The 19339-nt window shown below is 60.0% G+C and carries 16 protein-coding genes; 8 read left to right on the top strand and 8 right to left on the bottom strand.

The window, feature by feature from the left end; genetic code table 11:
* Positions 1 to 131 precede the first annotated feature (131 nt).
* Together ilvA and RGU44_RS21380 are read left to right on the top strand one after the other, a co-directional pair.
* Positions 132 to 1646, top strand: coding sequence for a threonine ammonia-lyase, biosynthetic (gene ilvA, locus RGU44_RS21375; RefSeq protein WP_322277881.1), 1515 nt, complete (start codon positions 132 to 134; stop codon positions 1644 to 1646).
* Positions 1647 to 1709: 63 nt separating this feature from the next.
* A complete protein-coding gene (locus RGU44_RS21380; RefSeq protein ID WP_322277882.1) occupies positions 1710 to 2138 on the top strand; it encodes a DUF2269 family protein in 429 nt (142 codons plus the stop codon).
* Positions 2139 to 2233: 95 nt separating this feature from the next.
* Here the strand turns inward: RGU44_RS21380 and RGU44_RS21385 are convergent, their stop codons facing one another.
* Positions 2234 to 2890 (bottom strand): HAD family hydrolase, encoded by a 657-nt coding sequence (locus RGU44_RS21385; RefSeq protein WP_322177403.1) that lies wholly within the window; start codon positions 2888 to 2890, stop codon positions 2234 to 2236.
* 142 nt (positions 2891 to 3032) lie between these two features.
* On the opposite strand from RGU44_RS21385, the gene RGU44_RS21390 reads away from it, so the two are divergent.
* The gene (locus RGU44_RS21390; protein ID WP_219063620.1) at positions 3033 to 3512 is read left to right on the top strand and encodes an RNA pyrophosphohydrolase; all 480 of its coding nucleotides are present in this window, start codon (positions 3033 to 3035) and stop codon (positions 3510 to 3512) included.
* A 22-nt stretch (positions 3513 to 3534) separates the two neighbouring features.
* Complete coding sequence (gene ptsP / locus RGU44_RS21395) at positions 3535 to 5814, top strand: phosphoenolpyruvate--protein phosphotransferase (protein ID WP_219063619.1); 2280 nt, start codon at positions 3535 to 3537, stop codon at positions 5812 to 5814.
* Between the two features lie 310 nt (positions 5815 to 6124).
* Here the strand turns inward: ptsP and RGU44_RS21400 are convergent, their stop codons facing one another.
* Positions 6125 to 6871, bottom strand: a complete 747-nt coding sequence (locus RGU44_RS21400; protein WP_322277883.1) for an NRDE family protein — start codon at positions 6869 to 6871, stop codon at positions 6125 to 6127.
* 116 nt (positions 6872 to 6987) lie between these two features.
* Between RGU44_RS21400 and RGU44_RS21405 the strand changes: the two genes are divergently transcribed.
* The 3 genes from RGU44_RS21405 to RGU44_RS21415 are packed head-to-tail and all read left to right on the top strand — an operon-like array spanning position 6988 to position 9644.
* Positions 6988 to 7773, top strand: coding sequence for a sulfite exporter TauE/SafE family protein (locus RGU44_RS21405; RefSeq protein WP_322177406.1), 786 nt, complete (start codon positions 6988 to 6990; stop codon positions 7771 to 7773).
* A 36-nt stretch (positions 7774 to 7809) separates the two neighbouring features.
* The gene (gene lgt, locus RGU44_RS21410) at positions 7810 to 8622 is read left to right on the top strand and encodes a prolipoprotein diacylglyceryl transferase (RefSeq protein ID WP_322177407.1); all 813 of its coding nucleotides are present in this window, start codon (positions 7810 to 7812) and stop codon (positions 8620 to 8622) included.
* A gap of 50 nt (positions 8623 to 8672) precedes the next feature.
* Complete coding sequence (locus RGU44_RS21415; RefSeq protein ID WP_322277884.1) at positions 8673 to 9644, top strand: thymidylate synthase; 972 nt, start codon at positions 8673 to 8675, stop codon at positions 9642 to 9644.
* Between the two features lie 98 nt (positions 9645 to 9742).
* Here RGU44_RS21415 and cadR read toward each other — a convergent pair whose 3' ends face one another.
* Positions 9743 to 10189, bottom strand: a complete 447-nt coding sequence (cadR, locus tag RGU44_RS21420) for a Cd(II)/Pb(II)-responsive transcriptional regulator (protein WP_322177409.1) — start codon at positions 10187 to 10189, stop codon at positions 9743 to 9745.
* Between the two features lie 80 nt (positions 10190 to 10269).
* On the opposite strand from cadR, the gene RGU44_RS21425 reads away from it, so the two are divergent.
* A complete protein-coding gene (locus RGU44_RS21425; RefSeq protein ID WP_416194656.1) occupies positions 10270 to 12534 on the top strand; it encodes a heavy metal translocating P-type ATPase in 2265 nt (754 codons plus the stop codon).
* Positions 12535 to 12563: 29 nt separating this feature from the next.
* Here the strand turns inward: RGU44_RS21425 and hutG are convergent, their stop codons facing one another.
* The 5 genes from hutG to RGU44_RS21450 all read right to left on the bottom strand — a co-directional run bounded on the left by hutG (position 12564) and on the right by RGU44_RS21450 (position 19339).
* Positions 12564 to 13367 carry an N-formylglutamate deformylase gene (gene hutG, locus RGU44_RS21430; RefSeq protein WP_322177411.1) on the bottom strand — a complete coding sequence of 268 codons (804 nt, stop codon included), beginning with the start codon at positions 13365 to 13367 and terminating at the stop codon, positions 12564 to 12566.
* 16 nt (positions 13368 to 13383) lie between these two features.
* A complete protein-coding gene (hutI, locus tag RGU44_RS21435; protein ID WP_322277886.1) occupies positions 13384 to 14589 on the bottom strand; it encodes an imidazolonepropionase in 1206 nt (401 codons plus the stop codon).
* Positions 14590 to 14604: 15 nt separating this feature from the next.
* Positions 14605 to 16023, bottom strand: a complete 1419-nt coding sequence (locus RGU44_RS21440) for an amino acid permease (protein ID WP_322277887.1) — start codon at positions 16021 to 16023, stop codon at positions 14605 to 14607.
* Positions 16024 to 16127: 104 nt separating this feature from the next.
* Positions 16128 to 17666 carry a histidine ammonia-lyase gene (gene hutH / locus RGU44_RS21445; RefSeq protein WP_322277888.1) on the bottom strand — a complete coding sequence of 513 codons (1539 nt, stop codon included), beginning with the start codon at positions 17664 to 17666 and terminating at the stop codon, positions 16128 to 16130.
* Between the two features lie 203 nt (positions 17667 to 17869).
* Positions 17870 to 19339, bottom strand: coding sequence for a cytosine permease (locus RGU44_RS21450; RefSeq protein WP_322177415.1), 1470 nt, complete (start codon positions 19337 to 19339; stop codon positions 17870 to 17872).

Consider the following 19339-nt stretch of genomic DNA (forward strand, 5'->3'; position numbering starts at 1 on the left):
CAAAGGTGTGCAAAAGGACGCGCATTATAGCGGCATGGCAGGCGTAAAACCCTGTCATTCGTGTGGGCGTGTATCTGAGTGCTGGGTTAAACTTCGCGACCTCGTCCCCATTCGCCAGTGATGCTTTCCCGATGCTTGAACAGTACGTCAAGAAAATCCTCACCTCGCGCGTCTATGACGTGGCCGTTGAAACCCCCTTGCAGCAGGCTCGCCAGCTGTCCGAGCGCCTTGGCAATCAGGTATTGCTCAAGCGCGAAGACTTGCAGCCGGTGTTCTCGTTCAAGATTCGCGGCGCGTACAACAAGCTGACGCAACTGAGCGAAGCCGAACGGGCCAAGGGCGTGGTCACCGCGTCGGCCGGCAATCACGCGCAGGGGTTGGCGTTGGCGGCCAAGGTATTGGGGGTCAAAGCCACGATCGTCATGCCCAAAACCACCCCCGAGATCAAGGTCGAAGGCGTGCGTTCGCGCGGCGGCAAGGTGGTATTGCACGGCGACTCGTTCCCCGAGGCGCTGGCGTTCTCCCTGAAACTGGTCGAAGAAAAAGGCTACGTCTACGTCCACCCGTATGACGACCCGGACACCATTGCCGGGCAAGGCACCGTGGCGATGGAGATCCTGCGTCAGCATCCGGGTCGTCTGGACGCGATTTTTGTCCCGGTGGGCGGTGGCGGTTTGATCGCGGGCATCGCGGCGTATGTGAAATACCTGCGCCCGGAGATCAAGGTGATCGGCGTCGAGCCTGACGATTCCAACTGCCTGCAAGCGGCCATGGCCGCAGGCGAGCGCGTGGTGCTGAGTCAGGTCGGTCTGTTTGCCGATGGTGTGGCGGTGGCGCAGATTGGCAAGCACACCTTTGATATCTGCAAGGATTACGTCGACGAAGTGATCACCGTCAGCACCGACGAAATCTGCGCGGCGATCAAGGACATCTACGACGACACCCGCTCGATCACTGAGCCTGCCGGTGCATTGGGCGTGGCCGGGATCAAGAAGTACGTCGAGCGGTACGGCGTCAGTGGTCAGACCCTAGTGGCCATCGACTCCGGGGCCAACGTCAACTTCGACCGTCTGCGCCACGTTGCCGAACGCGCCGAGCTGGGCGAAGGCCGCGAAGCGATCATCGCGGTGACCATTCCCGAGAAGCCGGGCAGCTTCAAAGCCTTCTGCAAAGCCATCGGTAAACGCCAGATCACCGAATTCAACTACCGCTATCACACCGATCGCGAAGCGCACATCTTCGTCGGCGTGCAGACCCACCCGGAAAACGACCCGCGCGCCGCGCTGCTCAGCAGCCTGACCGAACAGGGCTTCCCGGTGCTGGACCTGACCCACAACGAACTGGCGAAGCTGCATATTCGGCACATGGTCGGTGGCCATGCGCCAAGGGTCAGCGATGAAGTGGTGTTCCGCTTCGAATTCCCCGAGCGTCCCGGCGCGCTGTTCAACTTCCTGAACAAGCTCGGCGGCCAGTGGAATATCTCGATGTTCCACTACCGCAACCACGGCGCTGCAGATGGCCGCGTTATGGCGGGGCTGGTGGTGCCGGAAGAGGAGCGTCACCTGATCCCTGCGGCACTGGCCGAGATCGGTTATCCATACTGGGATGAAACGGATAACCCGGCGTACAAGCTCTTCCTGGGATAAAACGCTGGGATGAGGGGCGCGCTGCTACGCTGACGACAATGATCTGACAGGGATTCAAAGAATATGGAAACTTTCACCGCCCTAAAAATCGTGCACAGCGTGGCAACGGTGCTGTTTGTACTCAGTGCCCTGGGACTTGCGGGCTGGGTCATTCGCGGCCGTTTTGCGGGCGACGCACTGGTCCAGAACCGTACGTTGCAACTGCCTTGGGTGCTCGTTTGGGCCTTGATGGGCCTATGCCTGCTGACCTTGCCCGTCAGCGGCTGGTGGCTGGTGCATTACGGCGGCTGGCCGCTCAGTCAGACTTGGCTGTTGACCGCAGAAGTGCTGTATCTGTTCGGCAGCCTGAGCTGGTTGTGGCTGCTGGTGAGACTGAACCGCCTGCGCGTACCGGGCGCAACAGGTAACCCGAAACTCACCGTGGTGCTCGCCGTGTTCAGCGGTCTGTGTTTTATCGCGATTGCCGGGTTGATGGGCGCCAAGCCGGTCTGACCGATGACCCGTTAAGGTCCTTCGGACCTTATTCGCAGGCAAGCCTGCTCCCACAGTGTGGGAGCAGGCCTGACCGCGAAGGGTCGCAATGAGGGTCACTTACGCAGCGTAATCACCGGCCAGCCGCGACGTTTGGCTTCGGCGCGCAGTTGTGAGTCGGGGTCGACCGCTACCGGGTTGGCGACTTGCTCCAGCAGTGGCAGATCGTTCATCGAGTCGCTGTAGAAATAGCTGTCGTCCAGGTTCAAGCCGGTTTCCTCAAGCCAGAGGTTCAGGCGCGTCACTTTGCCTTCACGAAAGCAGGGTATATGGATGGTGCGGCCGCTGTAGCGCCCGTCGATGATTTCGCATTCGGTGGCAAGCAGGGTATCCACACCGAGGCGCGTCACTATCGGTGCCGTAACAAATCGGTTGGTGGCGGTGATGATCACCAGTTTGTCGCCTGCTTCACGGTGTTTGGCCAGCAACGCTTCGGCTTTGGGCAGAATGATCGGCTCAATGCAGTCGCGCATGAACTCGCGGTGCCATTGATCCAGCTGAGCCATCTCGGTACGGCCGAGGATTTCCAGGCTGAAGTTCAGGTAATCGTTCAGGTTCAGGGTGCCCGCCAGGTAATCCTGGTAAAACGCGTCGTTGCGCGCCTTGTAGGCGATGGCGTCAAGAATGCCGCGTTCGCATAGGTAATCGCCCCAAGCGTGGTCGCTGTCGCCACCCAGAAGTGTGTTATCAAGGTCGAATAAAGCCAGGCGCATGGAGTTACTCACTGAAATAGCTGAAAAAAGGCCACCAGAATACGGCGTTTTCACAAGAGTGCACATAAGCTGCGCAGCCTCGTTGCTGCTTTCATAATCTTTGTGGAACAATGCGGCAACATGCGTTTACGAGGTTGTTGCCGTGATCGACCCCGATGGTTTTCGCCCTAATGTCGGGATTATTCTGACAAATGATGCTGGCCAGGTCTTATGGGCTCGGCGAATCAACCAAGATGCCTGGCAGTTTCCTCAAGGTGGAATCAACCCTCAGGAGACGCCGGAAGACGCTTTGTACCGCGAATTGAATGAAGAAGTCGGGCTGGAACGGCATGATGTGCAAATTCTCGCCTGCACCCGGGGCTGGTTGCGTTATCGTTTGCCGCAACGTTTGGTCCGTACCCACAGTCAACCGCTGTGCATCGGCCAGAAACAGAAGTGGTTTCTCCTGCGCCTGATCTCCAACGAGCAGCGGGTGCGGATGGATTTGACCGGTAAACCGGAATTTGATGGCTGGCGTTGGGTCAGTTATTGGTATCCGTTGGGCCAGGTGGTGACATTCAAGCGCGAGGTGTATCGACGCGCCCTTAAAGAGCTTGCCCCGCGCCTGCTAGCGCGCGACTGACGACGGAGTTCGACCCCGAGCCATGCTCAATACGCTGCGCAAGATCGTCCAGGAAGTTAACTCCGCCAAGGATCTCAAGGCGGCGTTGGGGATTATTGTGTTACGCGTCAAAGAGGCCATGGGCAGCCAAGTCTGCTCGGTCTATTTGCTCGACCCTGAATCCAACCGCTTCGTGTTGATGGCCACCGAGGGCCTGAACAAGCGCTCTATCGGCAAGGTCAGCATGGCGCCCAACGAAGGCCTGGTTGGCCTCGTGGGCACCCGCGAAGAACCGCTGAACCTCGAAAACGCTGCTGATCACCCGCGTTATCGCTACTTTGCCGAGACGGGCGAAGAGCGCTACGCGTCCTTCCTGGGTGCGCCGATCATCCACCACCGTCGTGTGGTCGGCGTATTGGTCATCCAGCAAAAGGAGCGGCGTCAGTTCGACGAGGGCGAAGAAGCCTTCCTCGTGACCATGAGCGCCCAGTTGGCGGGTGTTATCGCCCACGCTGAGGCCACCGGCTCGATCCGTGGGCTGGGCCGTCAGGGCAAAGGCATTCAGGAAGCCCGATTCGTCGGTGTGCCGGGTTCGCCGGGCGCAGCAGTGGGTACGGCTTTCGTCATGTTGCCGCCGGCTGATCTTGAAGTCGTGCCGGACAAAACCGTCAGCGACATCAAAGCCGAACTGGCCTTGTTCCAGAATGCCCTGGAAGGCGTGCGCGGCGACATGCGCTCGCTGTCGGCCAAGCTTGCCACCCAGTTGCGCCCCGAAGAGCGCGCACTGTTCGACGTTTACCTGATGATGCTCGACGACGCTTCGCTGGGCAGCGAAGTGACCGACGTGATCAAGACCGGGCAGTGGGCACAAGGCGCGTTGCGCCAAGTGGTCAGCGAGCACGTCAAACGTTTCGAATTGATGGACGACGCTTACCTGCGTGAGCGGGCGTCCGACGTCAAAGACCTGGGCCGCCGCCTGTTGGCCTATCTCCAGGAGGCGCGCCAGCAGACGCTGGTCTACCCCGATAACACTATTCTGGTCAGCGAAGAGCTGTCACCGGCCATGCTCGGCGAAGTGCCGGAAGGCAAGCTGGTCGGCTTGATCTCGGTACTCGGTTCCGGCAACTCCCACGTCGCGATTCTGGCTCGGGCCATGGGTATCCCCACGGTCATGGGCGTGGTTGATCTGCCGTACTCCAAGGTCGATGGCATTCAGTTGATCGTCGACGGCTACCACGGCGAAGTCTTCACCAACCCCAGCGAGATCATGCGCAAGCAGTACGCCGAGGTGGTTGAAGAAGAACGGCAACTGTCCCAGGGCCTCGATGCCCTGCGTGAGCTGCCGTGTGTGACCCTGGACGGGCATCGCATGCCATTGTGGGTCAACACCGGCCTGCTGGCCGATGTCGCCCGTGCTCAGCAGCGTGGCGCCGAAGGGGTGGGCCTGTACCGCACCGAAGTGCCGTTCATGATCAATCAGCGCTTCCCGAGCGAAAAAGAACAGCTGGCGATTTATCGCGAACAACTGGCGGCCTTTCATCCGCTGCCAGTCACCATGCGCAGCCTGGACATTGGTGGCGACAAATCGCTCTCGTACTTCCCGATCAAGGAAGACAACCCGTTCCTCGGCTGGCGCGGGATTCGCGTTACCCTCGATCACCCGGAAATCTTCCTGGTGCAGACCCGGGCGATGCTCAAGGCCAGCGAAGGCTTGAACAACCTGAAGATCCTGCTGCCCATGATTTCGGGCACCCATGAGCTGGAAGAGGCGCTGCACCTGATCCACCGCGCCTGGGGTGAAGTGCGCGACGAAGGCACCGACGTGCCGATGCCGCCGATTGGCGTGATGATCGAAATCCCGGCAGCGGTTTACCAGACGCGCGAACTGGCGCGTCAGGTGGACTTCCTGTCAGTGGGCTCCAACGACTTGACTCAATATTTGTTGGCGGTCGACCGCAACAACCCGCGTGTAGCCGACCTGTATGACTACCTGCACCCGGCCGTGCTGCAAGCCCTGCAAAATGTAGTGCGCGATGCCCACGCCGAAGGCAAGCCGGTCAGCATCTGCGGTGAAATGGCTGGCGACCCGGCGGCGGCCGTGCTGTTGATGGCGATGGGCTTCGACAGCCTGTCGATGAACGCCACCAACCTGCCGAAAGTGAAGTGGATGTTGCGTCAGATCAACCTGAGCAAAGCCAAGGAACTGCTGGCGCAGTTGATGACCATCGACAACCCGCAAGTGATCCACAGCTCCCTGCAACTGGCCCTGAAAAACCTGGGCCTGTCGCGGATGATCAACCCGGCGTCGGTGAAAGGGCATTGACCTTTAGCGCCTGACACTCAGCCATCGCGGGCAAGCACAGGGTGTCCCCACGCTCTTACAAGGTGCTGCGGCTTACTGTAGATACCGTCCGCCAGTTTAGGGTCAAACCCAAACCTGCCGGAAGCCCGTGCCGGGCTTATTCGCAGACAAGTCAGCTCCTACCTATCAAAAGCATTGTGCCCACACGGTCTCAGCTTCTGGCCGCTATGCCGTAGGAGCAGACTTGTCTGCGAAAGGCCGGGGTCTTCGGTCGGACCCCGGCCCGATTCGCAGCCTTCGGCAGCGCCTGCAAGGGAGTGACGCCAACGCCCTAAACCCGCAACTCAACCTCACCCAAGTGCCCGCCATAGGGCCCGAAACTGTGCTCGACGAAGTGGCGGCTGCCGTCGGCGTTGACGATCAGCGCGCTGCTGGCGCGGGTGCCGTAGCTGGGGCTGGCGATGAATACGCTCGACAGTAAGCTCTCGGTGGCCAGGCCCACGCCGGTATCGGGCAATTCAGCGAACGGCGCTGTCGCCGGATCTCGCAGCAAGGTCAGAAGCCCCGACGGCTGCGGGTCATCCAGCTGCGCGACCAGGGCGGCCTTGGCCTTCAGCAGTTTCGGCCACGGCGTATCCAGGCTTGCGTTCGACACGCCATAGACGCCTTCTTCCAGGCGTTGCGGGTGCGGATTCACGGCGCTCAGGTAATACAGCGCTTCGGCATTCCCGAGCAACAGATTGAAGCCCGCGTACTCATCGGAGCGGCCCACCACTTCGGCCAGATAGTCCTCCATCGATTGCTCGCCACACAGAAATTGCGCCACCAGCTCGCCTCGAGAGCGACGCCCCAGCGGCTGATTCGGGTTGCGGATATTGGTCAAGGCGGCAAAGCGCCCATCAGCGCCGATACCCAGCCAGGTTCCACCCGCCTCAAGGTCACGTCCGGCATATACGTCGGGTGCCTCTGGCCACTGGGCCAGCGGCACGGTCGGGCGCGCATAAAACTCATCGCGATTGGCGGCGACGATCAATGGCTGGCGATGAGCAGGGCGCCAGGCGAAGACAATCAGGCACATGCGGGACTCCTTTTTTCTTCACTCTACCTTACGGATCAAGCGTACATCACATCGCTCACCGCTAGAGCTGAGTGCCGTGCTTCCGTTACCATGCCTGACTGATTTGAGGGACACCCATGGAATTCCTGCTCTATTTGCTATTGGGCGCCGGCGCCGGCGTGCTGGCGGGGCTGTTTGGTGTGGGTGGCGGGATCATCATCGTTCCGGTGTTGGTCTACAGTTTCACCCTGCAAGGCTTCGATCCGTCGATATTGACCCACCTGGCAGTTGGCACATCGCTGGCAACCATCATTTTTACCTCGATCAACGCGGTGCGCGAGCATCACCGTCTCGGCGCGGTGCGCTGGGCAATTTTTATCTGGATGACCGTGGGTATCCTCGTGGGGGCCGGGTTTGGCGCGCTGACGGCAAAAGCCATCGCCGGCCCGCACCTGCAAAAGATCATTGGCGTGTTCGCCGTGTTGGTGGCCTTGCAGTTATTTGCCGAGTTCAAGCCCAAGGCCAGTCGCGGCGTGCCGGGCAAGGTGGGTCTGACACTCGCGGGCACTGTTCTCGGCTGGGCCTCGGCCATCTTTGGCATCGGTGGCGGCTCGCTGACCGTGCCGTTTCTGGTCTGGCGCAGCGTGCCGATGCGGCAGGCAGTCGCAACCTCGTCGGCCTGTGGCTTCCCGATTGCGGTGGCCAGCGCCTTGAGCTTCATGATCCTGGGCTGGCATGACCCGCGGTTGCCTGCGCACAGCCTGGGGTTCATCTACTTGCCGGCGCTGCTGGGTATCGCCTTGACCAGTATGATTTTTGCGCGCTTCGGCGCCCGACTGGCGCATACACTGTCGCCACGCTTGTTGAAACGAATGTTCGCCGCGCTGCTGCTGTGCGTGGGTATAAGCTTTCTGGTTCAGTAGCTCTAGTGACTAGAGCGTTTTATTTGAGGAGTCGCAATGCTGCCTTACCCGCAGATTGATCCGGTTGCATTGGCCATTGGCCCGCTGAAAATCCATTGGTACGGCTTGATGTACCTGGTTGGTATTGGCGGTGCATGGTTACTCGCTTCACGCCGTCTGAACCGTTTCGACCCGACCTGGACCAAGGAAAAGCTCTCCGATCTGATCTTTTGGCTCGCCATGGGCGTGATTGTCGGCGGCCGACTGGGTTACGTGCTGTTCTACGATTTGAGCGCGTATATCGCCAATCCACTGTTGATTTTCGAAGTCTGGAAAGGCGGTATGGCATTCCACGGCGGGTTTATCGGCGTGATGCTGGCGGCCTGGTGGTTCGGCAAACGCAACGGCAAGTCGTTCTTCGAGTTGATGGATTTTGTCGCGCCGATGGTGCCGATTGGTTTGGGGGCCGGGCGCATTGGCAACTTCATCAACGCCGAGTTATGGGGCAAACCGACCGATGTGCCGTGGGCGATGGTCTTCCCGCCGTTCAGCGATCCGGCGCAGTTGGCGCGTCATCCGTCGCAGCTGTATCAGTTCGCTCTGGAAGGCGTGGCGCTGTTCCTGATTCTCTGGCTGTTCTCGCGTAAACCGCGCCCAACGATGGCCGTTTCGGGGATGTTCGCCCTGTTTTACGGGATTTTCCGTTTTGTCGTCGAGTTCGTTCGCGTGCCGGATGTGCAACTGGGCTATCTGGCCTGGGGCTGGGTCACCATGGGGCAGATCCTTAGCCTGCCGATGATCATCGGTGGTCTGTTGTTGATCTGGCTGGCTTATCACCGCGCTCCCTCGGCCAAAAACGCTGCGGTTTAACACTAAACGCCGGGGATACTGCCCGGCGAGTTCACCGATACAGGTAATTTATGAAGCAATATCTGGATTTAGTCGCCCATGTGATCAAGAACGGGACCTTGCAGGCCAACCGTACCGGAGTGAAGACCATCAGCTTCCCCGGCGCGATGTTGCGTTATGACCTGAAGGAAGGTTTCCCGGCGATCACCACCCGGCGCATGGCCTTCAAATCGGCTGTCGGCGAAATGGTCGGCTTCCTGCGCGGGGTGAATAACGCCGCCGAATTCCGTGCGCTGGGCTGTAAAGTCTGGGACCAGAACGCCAACGAAAACGCGCAGTGGCTGGACAATCCGTTCCGCAAGGGCGAAGACGATCTGGGCGAAATCTACGGTGTGCAGTGGCGTAAATGGCCAGCCTACAAAAGGATTGAGAGCAGCAATCCTGCGGCCATCGAACGGGCAATCAGTCAGGGTTATCAGCAGATCGCTCAGTCCGAAGAAGACGGCCAGGCCTACGTCGTGTTGTACAAGGCCATCGACCAGATTCGCCAGTGCGTCGACACCATCATCAAAGACCCTGGCAGCCGCCGGATTTTGTTCCACGGCTGGAACTGCGCTCAGCTCGATGAAATGGCGCTGCCGCCGTGCCACCTGCTCTACCAGTTCCACCCGAACCAGGAGACTCGCGAGATCTCCCTGACGCTGTACATACGCTCCAACGATCTCGGACTGGGCACGCCGTTCAACCTGACCGAAGGCGCGGCGTTGCTGTCGTTGATTGGTCGCTTGACCGGTTACACGCCGCGCTGGTTCACCTATTTCATCGGTGATGCCCACGTCTATGAAAACCATCTGGACATGCTCAACGAACAGCTCAAGCGCGAGCCATTCCCGGCACCGCAATTGGTGATCTCCGAGCGTGTGCCCGCGTTCGCCCAGACCGGTGTGTATCAGCCTGAGTGGCTGGAGCTGATCGAACCAGGCGATTTTACGCTGGAAGGGTACGAGCACCATCCGGCGATGACGGCACCGATGGCGGTGTGATGCGTTGTGGCTGATCGCTCTCACAGGACTTTCGAGATCTTTGTGGGAGCGAATGCATTGGCAAATGTCTCGACGCGGTGTGTCTTGATGCAACGCGATCAATGCCCGTGGCTTCTTCCCACATGAGAGTGTTCACTCTCTGCCGCCACAACCCCTCCGCTGGCTTCCAGCTGCTGCAAGATCCCGCAATGCTCCAGGGTGCCATCGATGCAGCGCTGACGCAGCTCCAGTAGCTGTGCCTGCAACGCTTGCAGGCTCGCCACCCGGGCGTTGACATGCTGGATGTGCTCGTCGATCAGCGCATTGACGTTCTCGCACTGGTCTTGCGGGCTGTCGCGCAGGCTTAGCAGGCTGCGAATTTCTTCGAGGGTCATGTCCAGGCTGCGACAGTTGCGGATGAACGTCAGCCGTTCGACATGCGCCTGGGTGTAGAGCCGATAGTTGCCATCGCTGCGTGCGGGCGGCGGCAGCAGGCCTTCGCGTTCGTAATAGCGGATGGTTTCTACCTGGCAATCCGTCAGTTTTGCCAGCTCGCCAATCTTCATGGGGATTAATCTCGTTTACGCGCTTGACCCTATAGTGGCTACAGGGTGTTCACTTGGCAACAAGCACCTTCAAGGACTCGATGATGAGCCGCTCTGAACATCCGCATTCCGAACACGACCATTCTGAACATCACCACGCCAAGCCCCATGCGGCGGCTGATCATGCGCACACCTGCTGTTCGTCAGCCGCCACACCTGCGGTCGTCCAGTTCAACGAATCCGCTTCGTCCTCGGCGCAGTTCAGCAGCTTTCGTATCGAGCAAATGGATTGTCCTACCGAGCAGACGCTGATCCAGAACAAGCTGGGCAAGCTGGCGGGGGTGCACAAGCTCGAGTTCAATTTGATCAATCGCCTGCTGGGCGTCTGGCACGAGTTGCCGTCTACCGATCCAATCTGCGAAGCGATCAGCTCGCTGGGCATGCACGCCGAGCCCGTTGAGAAGGGTGCCAGTGCCGATGCGACTGCTCCTGCGCCGGTGAAAAAACCGTGGTGGCCGCTGGCGTTGTCGGGCGTGGCCGCGTTGGCGTCTGAAGTGATCCATTTTGCCCAGTTGGCACCCAACTGGGTGGTAGCGCTGGTGGCGTTGGTCGCGATTGTGAGTGGTGGCCTGAGCACCTACAAAAGGGGCTGGATTGCCCTGAAAAACTTCAACCTGAACATTAATGCGTTGATGAGCATCGCCGTGACCGGTGCGTTGTTGATTGGTCAATGGCCGGAAGCGGCCATGGTGATGTTCCTGTTCACCGTGGCTGAGTTGATCGAAGCCAAGTCTCTGGATCGGGCGCGTAACGCCATCGGTGGCTTGATGCAGCTGACCCCCGAGTCGGCCACCGTGCAGCAGGCCGACGGTACATGGCTCAAGCAAGAGGTGAAAACCGTCGAGTTGGGTGCGCTGTTGCGCGTGCGGCCGGGCGAGCGAATCGGGCTGGACGGTGAAGTGGTCTCGGGTAACTCGACCATCGACCAGGCACCGATCACCGGAGAAAGCCTGCCGGTAGAAAAAGCCGCTGGGGACAAAGTCTTCGCGGGCACCATCAATCAGGCGGGCTCGCTGGAATATCGGGTGACTGCAGCGGCGAATCACTCAACGCTGGCGCGGATCATTCATGCAGTCGAAGCGGCTCAAAGTGCGCGTGCGCCGACTCAACGGTTTGTCGACAGCTTCTCTAGAATCTACACCCCGGCGGTCTTCCTGCTGGCCTTGGCTGTGGCGCTGATCCCTCCGCTATTGATGGGCGCTATCTGGTTCGACTGGATCTACCGTGCGCTGGTGCTGTTGGTGGTCGCTTGCCCCTGTGCGCTGGTGATTTCCACCCCGGTGACCATCGTCAGCGGGCTGGCGGCAGCCGCGCGCAAGGGCATTCTGGTCAAGGGCGGGGTGTACCTGGAAAACGGGCACAGGCTCGACTATCTGGCGCTGGATAAAACCGGGACCATTACCCACGGCAAGCCCGTGCAGACTGATTACCTGGCGTTAGGCCCCGATGCCCCGGGGATCAGCGACATCACGCGGAGCATCGCTGCCAGTCTGGCCAGCCGCTCCGATCACCCTGTGTCGCAGGCCATTGCCAAAGCCTCGGCTGAGCAGTCATTGACCCTGCATGAGGTCCAGGCGTTCGAAGCCCTGGCCGGTCGTGGTGTGCGCGGTGAGGTGGGTGGTCAGCTTTATCACTTGGGCAATCACCGGTTGGTAGAAGAACTTGGCCTGTGTTCGCCGGAGTTGGAGCTAAAGCTCGACGCAATGGAGCGCCAGGGGAAATCCGTGGTGCTGCTGTGTGATTCCCTCGGCCCGATAGCACTGTTCGCGGTTGCCGATACGGTCAAGGAAAGCAGCCGTGAGGCGATTCGCGAATTGCACGCGCTGGGCATCAAAACCATGATGCTGACCGGCGACAATCCGCATACCGCGAAGGCGATTGCTGATGTGGTCGGTATCGATCAGGCGCAGGGCAACCTGTTGCCAGCAGACAAACTGCAGGCCATCGAAGCGCTTTATGCGCGGGGTCATCGCGTGGGCATGGTCGGAGACGGCATCAACGATGCGCCAGCCCTGGCTCGCGCCGAGATTGGTTTCGCGATGGCGGCGGCGGGGACTGACACTGCAATCGAAACCGCCGATGTCGCCTTGATGGACGATGATCTGCGCAAGATTCCGGCCTTTATTCGCCTGTCACGTCAGACGTCGGCGATTCTCAAGCAGAATATTATTCTCGCTTTGGTGATCAAGGCGGTGTTCCTGATCGTCACCTTCGCCGGCATGGCAACCATGTGGATGGCCGTGTTTGCCGACATGGGCGTCAGCCTGCTGGTGGTGTTCAACGGGTTGCGGTTGCTCAGGAAATAGCGGTCGCCTGACATGATGCTTTCGCGATGTCAGCCTGGATAGCGCTTCTGTCCCCAGTCGATCAGCGTTTGCAGCAGGTTTTGCAGCACCTCTTGTGTGGGCTCGGCCAGGTCTGGGCGATACTTGAAGGGTTCGAACTCTTCCATGTAGGTGTTTTGCACCAGTTCCAGCTGCACGGCATGGATGTTGTTGGCAGGGTCACCGTAATGGCGGGTGATGTGGCCGCCCTTGAAGCGTCCGTTGAGGACATGGGTGTAATCGGTGGCTGATGCGCAGGTCGCTTCCAGCTCGCGGGCCAGTGTTGTGTCGCAGCTGGCGCCGTTGAACGTACCGAGGTTGAAGTCCGGCAGGCGGCCTTCGAACAGGTGCGCAATCTCGCCCCGAATGGAATGCGCATCGAACAGCAGCGCATAGCCGAATTCGTCACGCAGCCGCGCCAGTTCGTGCTGCAACCTTTGGTGATACGGGGTCCAAATCAGCGCAAGGTAGCGGGCGCGCTCTTCAGCGCTGGGTGCCAGGCCTTCGCGGAACAGCGGCGAGCCGTCAAACAGCGTCGCCGGGAACAGCCCTGTGGTCGCGCCGGCATACAACGGCTTGTCATCGGCCGGGCGATTGAGGTCGATGACGAAACGCGAATACTCGGCCGCCAGGGTGCTGGCGCCGAGTTCGCCGGCGAAATCATACAGCTGCGGGATGTGCCAGTCGGTGTCTGGCAGGCTTTGCGCTGCGTCCACCAGGCCCGCTTCGACCGCCGGGGTCAGGCGCAATCCAGCATGGGGCATGCTGACCAGCAAGGGCAGCCGGCCACGTTTGAAATCCAGAACCTTATTCACACCTACCTCCTGAGTATCACACCAGTGATTCGGCGCCGTGACGCACGATCCGCTTGTCCAGATCGCCGCCCAGCCAGTAAGCCAGGTCCGCTGGCCGTTCAATCTTCCACGCCACGAAGTCGGCGATTTTGCCCACTTCCAGCGAACCATGGGTATCGCCCAGCCCCAGCGCTTTGGCGGCGTTGAGGGTGACGCCCGCCAGGGCCTCTTCCGGGGTCATGCGGAACAGCGTACACGCCATGTTCAGCATCAAGCGCAACGACAGGGCCGGCGAAGTGCCGGGGTTCAGGTCGGTGGCTATCGCGATGTTGACCCCGTATTTACGCAGCGCGTCCATGGGTGGCAATCGGGTTTCCCGAAGAAAGTAGAAGGCTCCCGGCAGCAGCACTGCGACGGTGCCAGACGCGGCCATGGCGATGGCATCGTCTTCGGTCATGAACTCCAGATGATCCGCCGACAACGCGTGATAGCGCGCCGCGAGGCTGGAGCCGCCCAGGGATGACAGCTGCTCGGCGTGCAGTTTCACCGGCAGGCCCAATTGAGCCGCAGTGATAAACACCTGCTCAACCTGCGCGGGCGAGAACGCCAGGTATTCGCAGAACGCATCCACCGCGTCCACCAGACCTTCCGCCGCCAGTGCCGGGAGCATCTCGTGGCAGATATGGTCGATGTAGTCGTCGGCGCGGTTGGCGTATTCCGGCGGCAAGGCGTGGGCGGCCAGGCACGTACTGCGTACCGTGACCGGGAGCACTGCACCCAGCCGACGGATCACCCGCAGAATTTTGCGCTCACTGGCCAGGTCCAGGCCGTAGCCGGATTTGATTTCCACCGTGGTCACACCGTCGCGGAGCAAGCGCTTGAGACGCTGCTCTGCACTGGCGAAGAGTTGATCTTCGCTGGCGGCGCGGGTGGCGCGTACGGTACTGGCGATGCCGCCACCGGCCGCCGCGATCTCTGCGTAGCTCACGCCTTGCAAGCGCTGCTCGAATTCGCCGCTGCGGTTACCGCCAAAAACCGTGTGCGTGTGACAGTCGATCAGGCCTGGCGTGACCCAGGCACCGCCCAGGTCGACGACGTTGGTATGGTCGTACGCGGGTTGTTCAGCCTGCGGGCCGATCCACTCGATGTGCTCGCCTGACGTCACGATCGCGGCATCCTCGATGATCGAGTACTTACCTTGCGCCATGGTCGCAACGTGACAGTGTTGCCAGAGCGTTTTCATCTGCGGCCTCCGAGGTCAGTGAGGTGAGAAAAGAGAAGGTTCAGACACTAATCGCGCCTTTGGTGTGCCCGGTTTGACCCAGATCCGGTAGGCAATCACCAGCAGCACGATCCATATCGCACCGACGATCAGTGCCGCCCGGCTGTCCGGGAAATAACCCAGCACGCCAAATATGAACAGCATGAACATGATCGCCGCCGCCGGGGCATAGGGCCAGAACGGCACCGGGAATTTCAGTTGCGCGACCTCTTTGCTGTCCATTGAACGACGCATGGCGACCTGCGTAAACAGGATCATCAGCCAGACCCAGACCGTGGCGAACGTCGCGATGGACGCTATCACGAGGAACACGTTTTCCGGGATCACATAGTTGAGAACCACGCCGCCAAGCAGGGATGCACCCATGACCAGCACGCTCATCCATGGCACACCCTGGCGCGACAGTCGGGCAAAGCTTTTCGGCGCCTGGCCTTGCTCGGCGAGGCCATACATCATGCGTCCGGCACCGAAAATGTCGCTGTTGATCGCCGATACCGCAGCTGAAATCACCACGATATTGAGAATGGTCGCGGCCGAGGAAATGCCCAGTTTGTCGAAAATCTGCACGAATGGACTGCCTTGGGTGCCGATCTGTGGCCAAGGGTAGATCGACATCAGCACGAACAACGTCAGCACGTAGAACAACAGAATGCGCAATGGCACGGCATTGATCGCACGGGGGATCACGTGCTGTGGGTCTTTGGCTTCACCGGCCGTGATGCCGATGATTTCGATGCCGCCGAAGGCGAACATCACCACCGCGAACGAAGCGATCAGGCCGCCGATCCCGTTGGGCATGAAGCCGCCATGGGCCCAGAGATTACTGATGCCTGCGACCGTTTCAGGAGTAGAAACGCCGGACGAGCTGATGCCAAACAGCATGATGCCCAGGCCGCCGAGGATCATTGCGACGATGGCGCTGACCTTGAGCAGGGACAGCCAGAACTCTGTTTCACCGAAGACTTTGACGCTGCACAGATTGAGCGCGCCGATCAGGAATACGATGCTCAGCACCCAGATCCAGCGCGGCACATCGGGAAACCAGAACCCCATATAAATACCGAATGCGGTCACGTCGGCGAGGCAGACGATGATCATTTCAAAGGCGTAGGTCCAGCCCAGGACAAAGCCTGCCATGGGCCCGAGATACGTGCTGGCGTATTGGCCGAACGAGCCAGACACAGGGTTATGCACGGCCATTTCGCCAAGGGCACGCATGACCATGAACACCGCTGCGCCACCGATCAGATAGGCCAGCAACACGGCCGGCCCCGCCATCTGGATCGCCGACGCGGAACCGTAGAACAAGCCGGTGCCGATAGCTGAGCCAAGGGCCATGAATCGAATGTGCCGAGCGGGGAGTCCACGCTTCAGGCCGGTTGGGTGTGGCTTCATATCGCATCCCTTATTTTTGTTGTATGGCGAGAAGTGCTGCGAATCCTGGCCTCCGGGTTCGCAGCACTTCTCCCATAACGAACCGGTCCAGGTTCGGCAGTGATTTACAGGCTTGGCAACAGATTGGCGGGCACCAGCGTGTTCAAGCAGTTGGATGCCAGCAATTGGCAGGCGGCTTCGATGTCCGGTGCGAAGAAACGGTCCTTATCGTAGAACGGCACTTTGCTGCGCAGAGCGGCGCGGGCTTGTTCGAGTTTTGGCGAGGTTTTCAAGCCATCGCGGAAATCCAGACCCTGACAGGCCGCCAGCCATTCTACGGCGAGAATGCCCCGAACGTTCTCAGCCATTTCCCACAGACGCTTGCCGGCAGCAGGAGCCATGGACACATGGTCTTCCTGGTTGGCAGAGGTCGGGATGCTGTCGACGCTGTGCGGGTGGGCCAACGCCTTGTTCTCGCTGGCCAACGCGGCTGCAGTCACTTGCGCGATCATGAAACCGGAGTTCACGCCGCCATTGGCCACCAGGAACGGTGGCAATTGCGACATGTGCTTGTCCATCATCAACGAGATGCGACGCTCGCTGAGGGCACCGATTTCCGCCAGGGCGAGGGCCAGGTTATCCGCCGCCATGGCGACCGGTTCAGCGTGGAAGTTACCGCCCGAGATCACTTCGCCTTCAGCGGCGAACACCAGCGGGTTGTCGGAAACGGCATTGGATTCGACGGCCAGCACTTCAGCGGCCTGACGCAGCTGGGTCAGGCATGCGCCCATGACTTGTGGCTGGCAGCGCAGCGAGTACGGGTCTTGAACCTTGTCGCAGTCGATGTGGGAGTTAGAGATCTGGCTGCTTTCACCCAGCAGGTCGCGGTAGCAGGCAGCGGCGTCGATTTGTCCGCGTTGACCGCGAGCGGTATGAATCCGGGCATCGAACGGTGCGCGCGAACCCAGCACGGCTTCGACCGTCAGCGAGCCACAGGACAGCGCGGCGGCGAACAGGTCTTCGCCTTCGAACAGGCCGCGCAGGGCAAACGCAGTGGAGACCTGAGTGCCGTTGAGCAGCGCCAGGCCTTCCTTGGCCGCCAGGGTCAGGGGTTTCAGACCAGCAATGGCCAGGGCGTCAGTCGCTTGCAGCCATTCGCCTTTGTGACGGGCTTTGCCTTCGCCGAGCAATACCAGGGACATGTGCGCCAATGGCGCGAGGTCACCGGACGCGCCGACCGAGCCTTTGAGCGGAATGTGAGGGTAAACCTCGGCATTGATCAGCGCGATCAAGGCGTCGATCACCTGACGGCGAATACCCGAAAAACCACGGCTCAGGCTGTTGACCTTGAGCACCATGATCAGGCGCACCAGTTCATCGCTGATCGGCTGACCGATCCCGGCTGCGTGGGACAGCACCAGCGAGCGCTGGAGGTTTTCCAAGTCTTCGCTGGCAATGCGCGTCGATGCCAAAAGACCGAACCCCGTGTTGATACCGTAGGCGGTACGGTTCTCGGCGAGAATCTGCTCGACGCAGGCCACGCTGTTTTCAATTTGTTGCGAGGCACTTTCATGCAGGCGAAGGGTTACCGGGTGGTGGTAAATCGCTCGCAATTGCGCCAGGGACAGTTGGCCGGGGGTCAGGTTTAACTCAGTCACATTCATACTCCCTTGTGGGTGTTGATTAATGCCGGCTGCTTGAAGCCAACGCTTGTCGGCTGGGCCTTGTGGGCGTGTGCATCGGCTATCTTGGAAAGGCGGTGTTCACAATAAGTTCGCGAACATCGGCTGTAGGTATTCATTGTTCTTGAGGATCGCCGCGCTTCAGTTTTCACGGTCTCTCCCACTAACGAGTGCATTGGCGACCGTCAGTTCAGTGCGGCCTGGGATCGCAAATCCGATGGCATTCCTTCGGTCGTGTCGTTGTCTACCGGCAAAATCAGGCGATCTGGAATTGCGCTGTGCCATTTTTTGGCGATCAGGTAGTACGCGACGGCAGGCACCACCAGACCAATGATCCAGGATATATCGGTATCGCCCAGGGGCTCGACCAAGGGGCCGGTGTAGAAGTGGGTGGAAATGAACGGCATTTGAATCAATACGCCCAAGACATAGACGCTGATACCGATCCAGTTCCAGCGACCATAGCGGCCATCCGGGTTCGACAGCGCCGGGATGTCGTAGCGCTCTTTGGTAACGCAGTAGAAGTCCACCAGGTTGATCGCGCTCCATGGCGTGAAAAACGCCAGCAGGAACAGGATAAACGCCGAAAAGTCCTTGAGGAACGAGTCCTTGCCCAGCAAGGCCAGCAACGTTGCTACGCCGACCATGGCGAAGATGTACGTCAGTCGCAGACCACTGGAGATATGCCGGTTGCCACGAAAGCCACTGACGATGGTTGCGATCGACATGAAGCTGCCGTAGGCGTTGAGGGTCGTGATGGTGACTTTGCCGAATGCCACGCTAAAATACAGCAGGGCTGCGACAACGCCAGTGCCGCCGAGGCTGACGATGAACGACACCTCGTGGTGGGCGAATTGCTTACCCGCCAATGCGGCTGCGAACACACCGAACACCATCGATGCTTGTGCACCAATGATCGAACCCAGGCCGACTGCCCAGAACGTTTTGACTGCCGATATGCTGCGCGGCAAGTACCTTGAGTAGTCCGCCACGTACGGGCCGAACGCGATCTGCCAGGAGGCCGACAGCGAAATCGCCAACAGAAAGCTGCTCAATGAGAAGTGCTTGTTGCCCAGCAGCGCGCCAACATCATTGCCTTCCAGCAAGGCGCCAAACAGGTAGATGAACGCGATCACCCCAATCACGCTCGCCACGCGGCCAATCGCGTGAATGGCCCGGTAACCGAAGATGGTCGCCACCACGATCAACCCCGCGAAGATAACGATGCCTTGCCAGTCCTGCACATGAAGCAACTGCGCCAGCGCCTGTCCCGCCAGTAACGAACCACTGGCCGAGAAACCGATGTACATCAGGCACACCAACACCAGCGGGATCACCGCGCCATATACGCCGAACTGCACGCGGCTGGAGATCATTTGTGGCAAGCCCAGTTTCGGACCTTGCGCCGCGTGCAACGCCATAACCCCGCCGCCCAGCAGTTGCCCGACCAGCAAGCCAATCAACGACCAGAACACATCACCGCCCAGCACCACGGCCAATGCCCCGGTGACAATCGCAGTGATTTGCAGGTTGGCACCCAACCACAGCGTAAATTGACTGAACAGACGACCATGTCTTTCCCCGTCGGGGATGTAATCGATCGAACGCCTTTCGATCATTGATTTGTTTGCAACACGATCATTTGGAACAGCCAT

Source organism: Pseudomonas sp. 5C2 (assembly GCF_034314155.1).
GTDB lineage: Bacteria > Pseudomonadota > Gammaproteobacteria > Pseudomonadales > Pseudomonadaceae > Aquipseudomonas.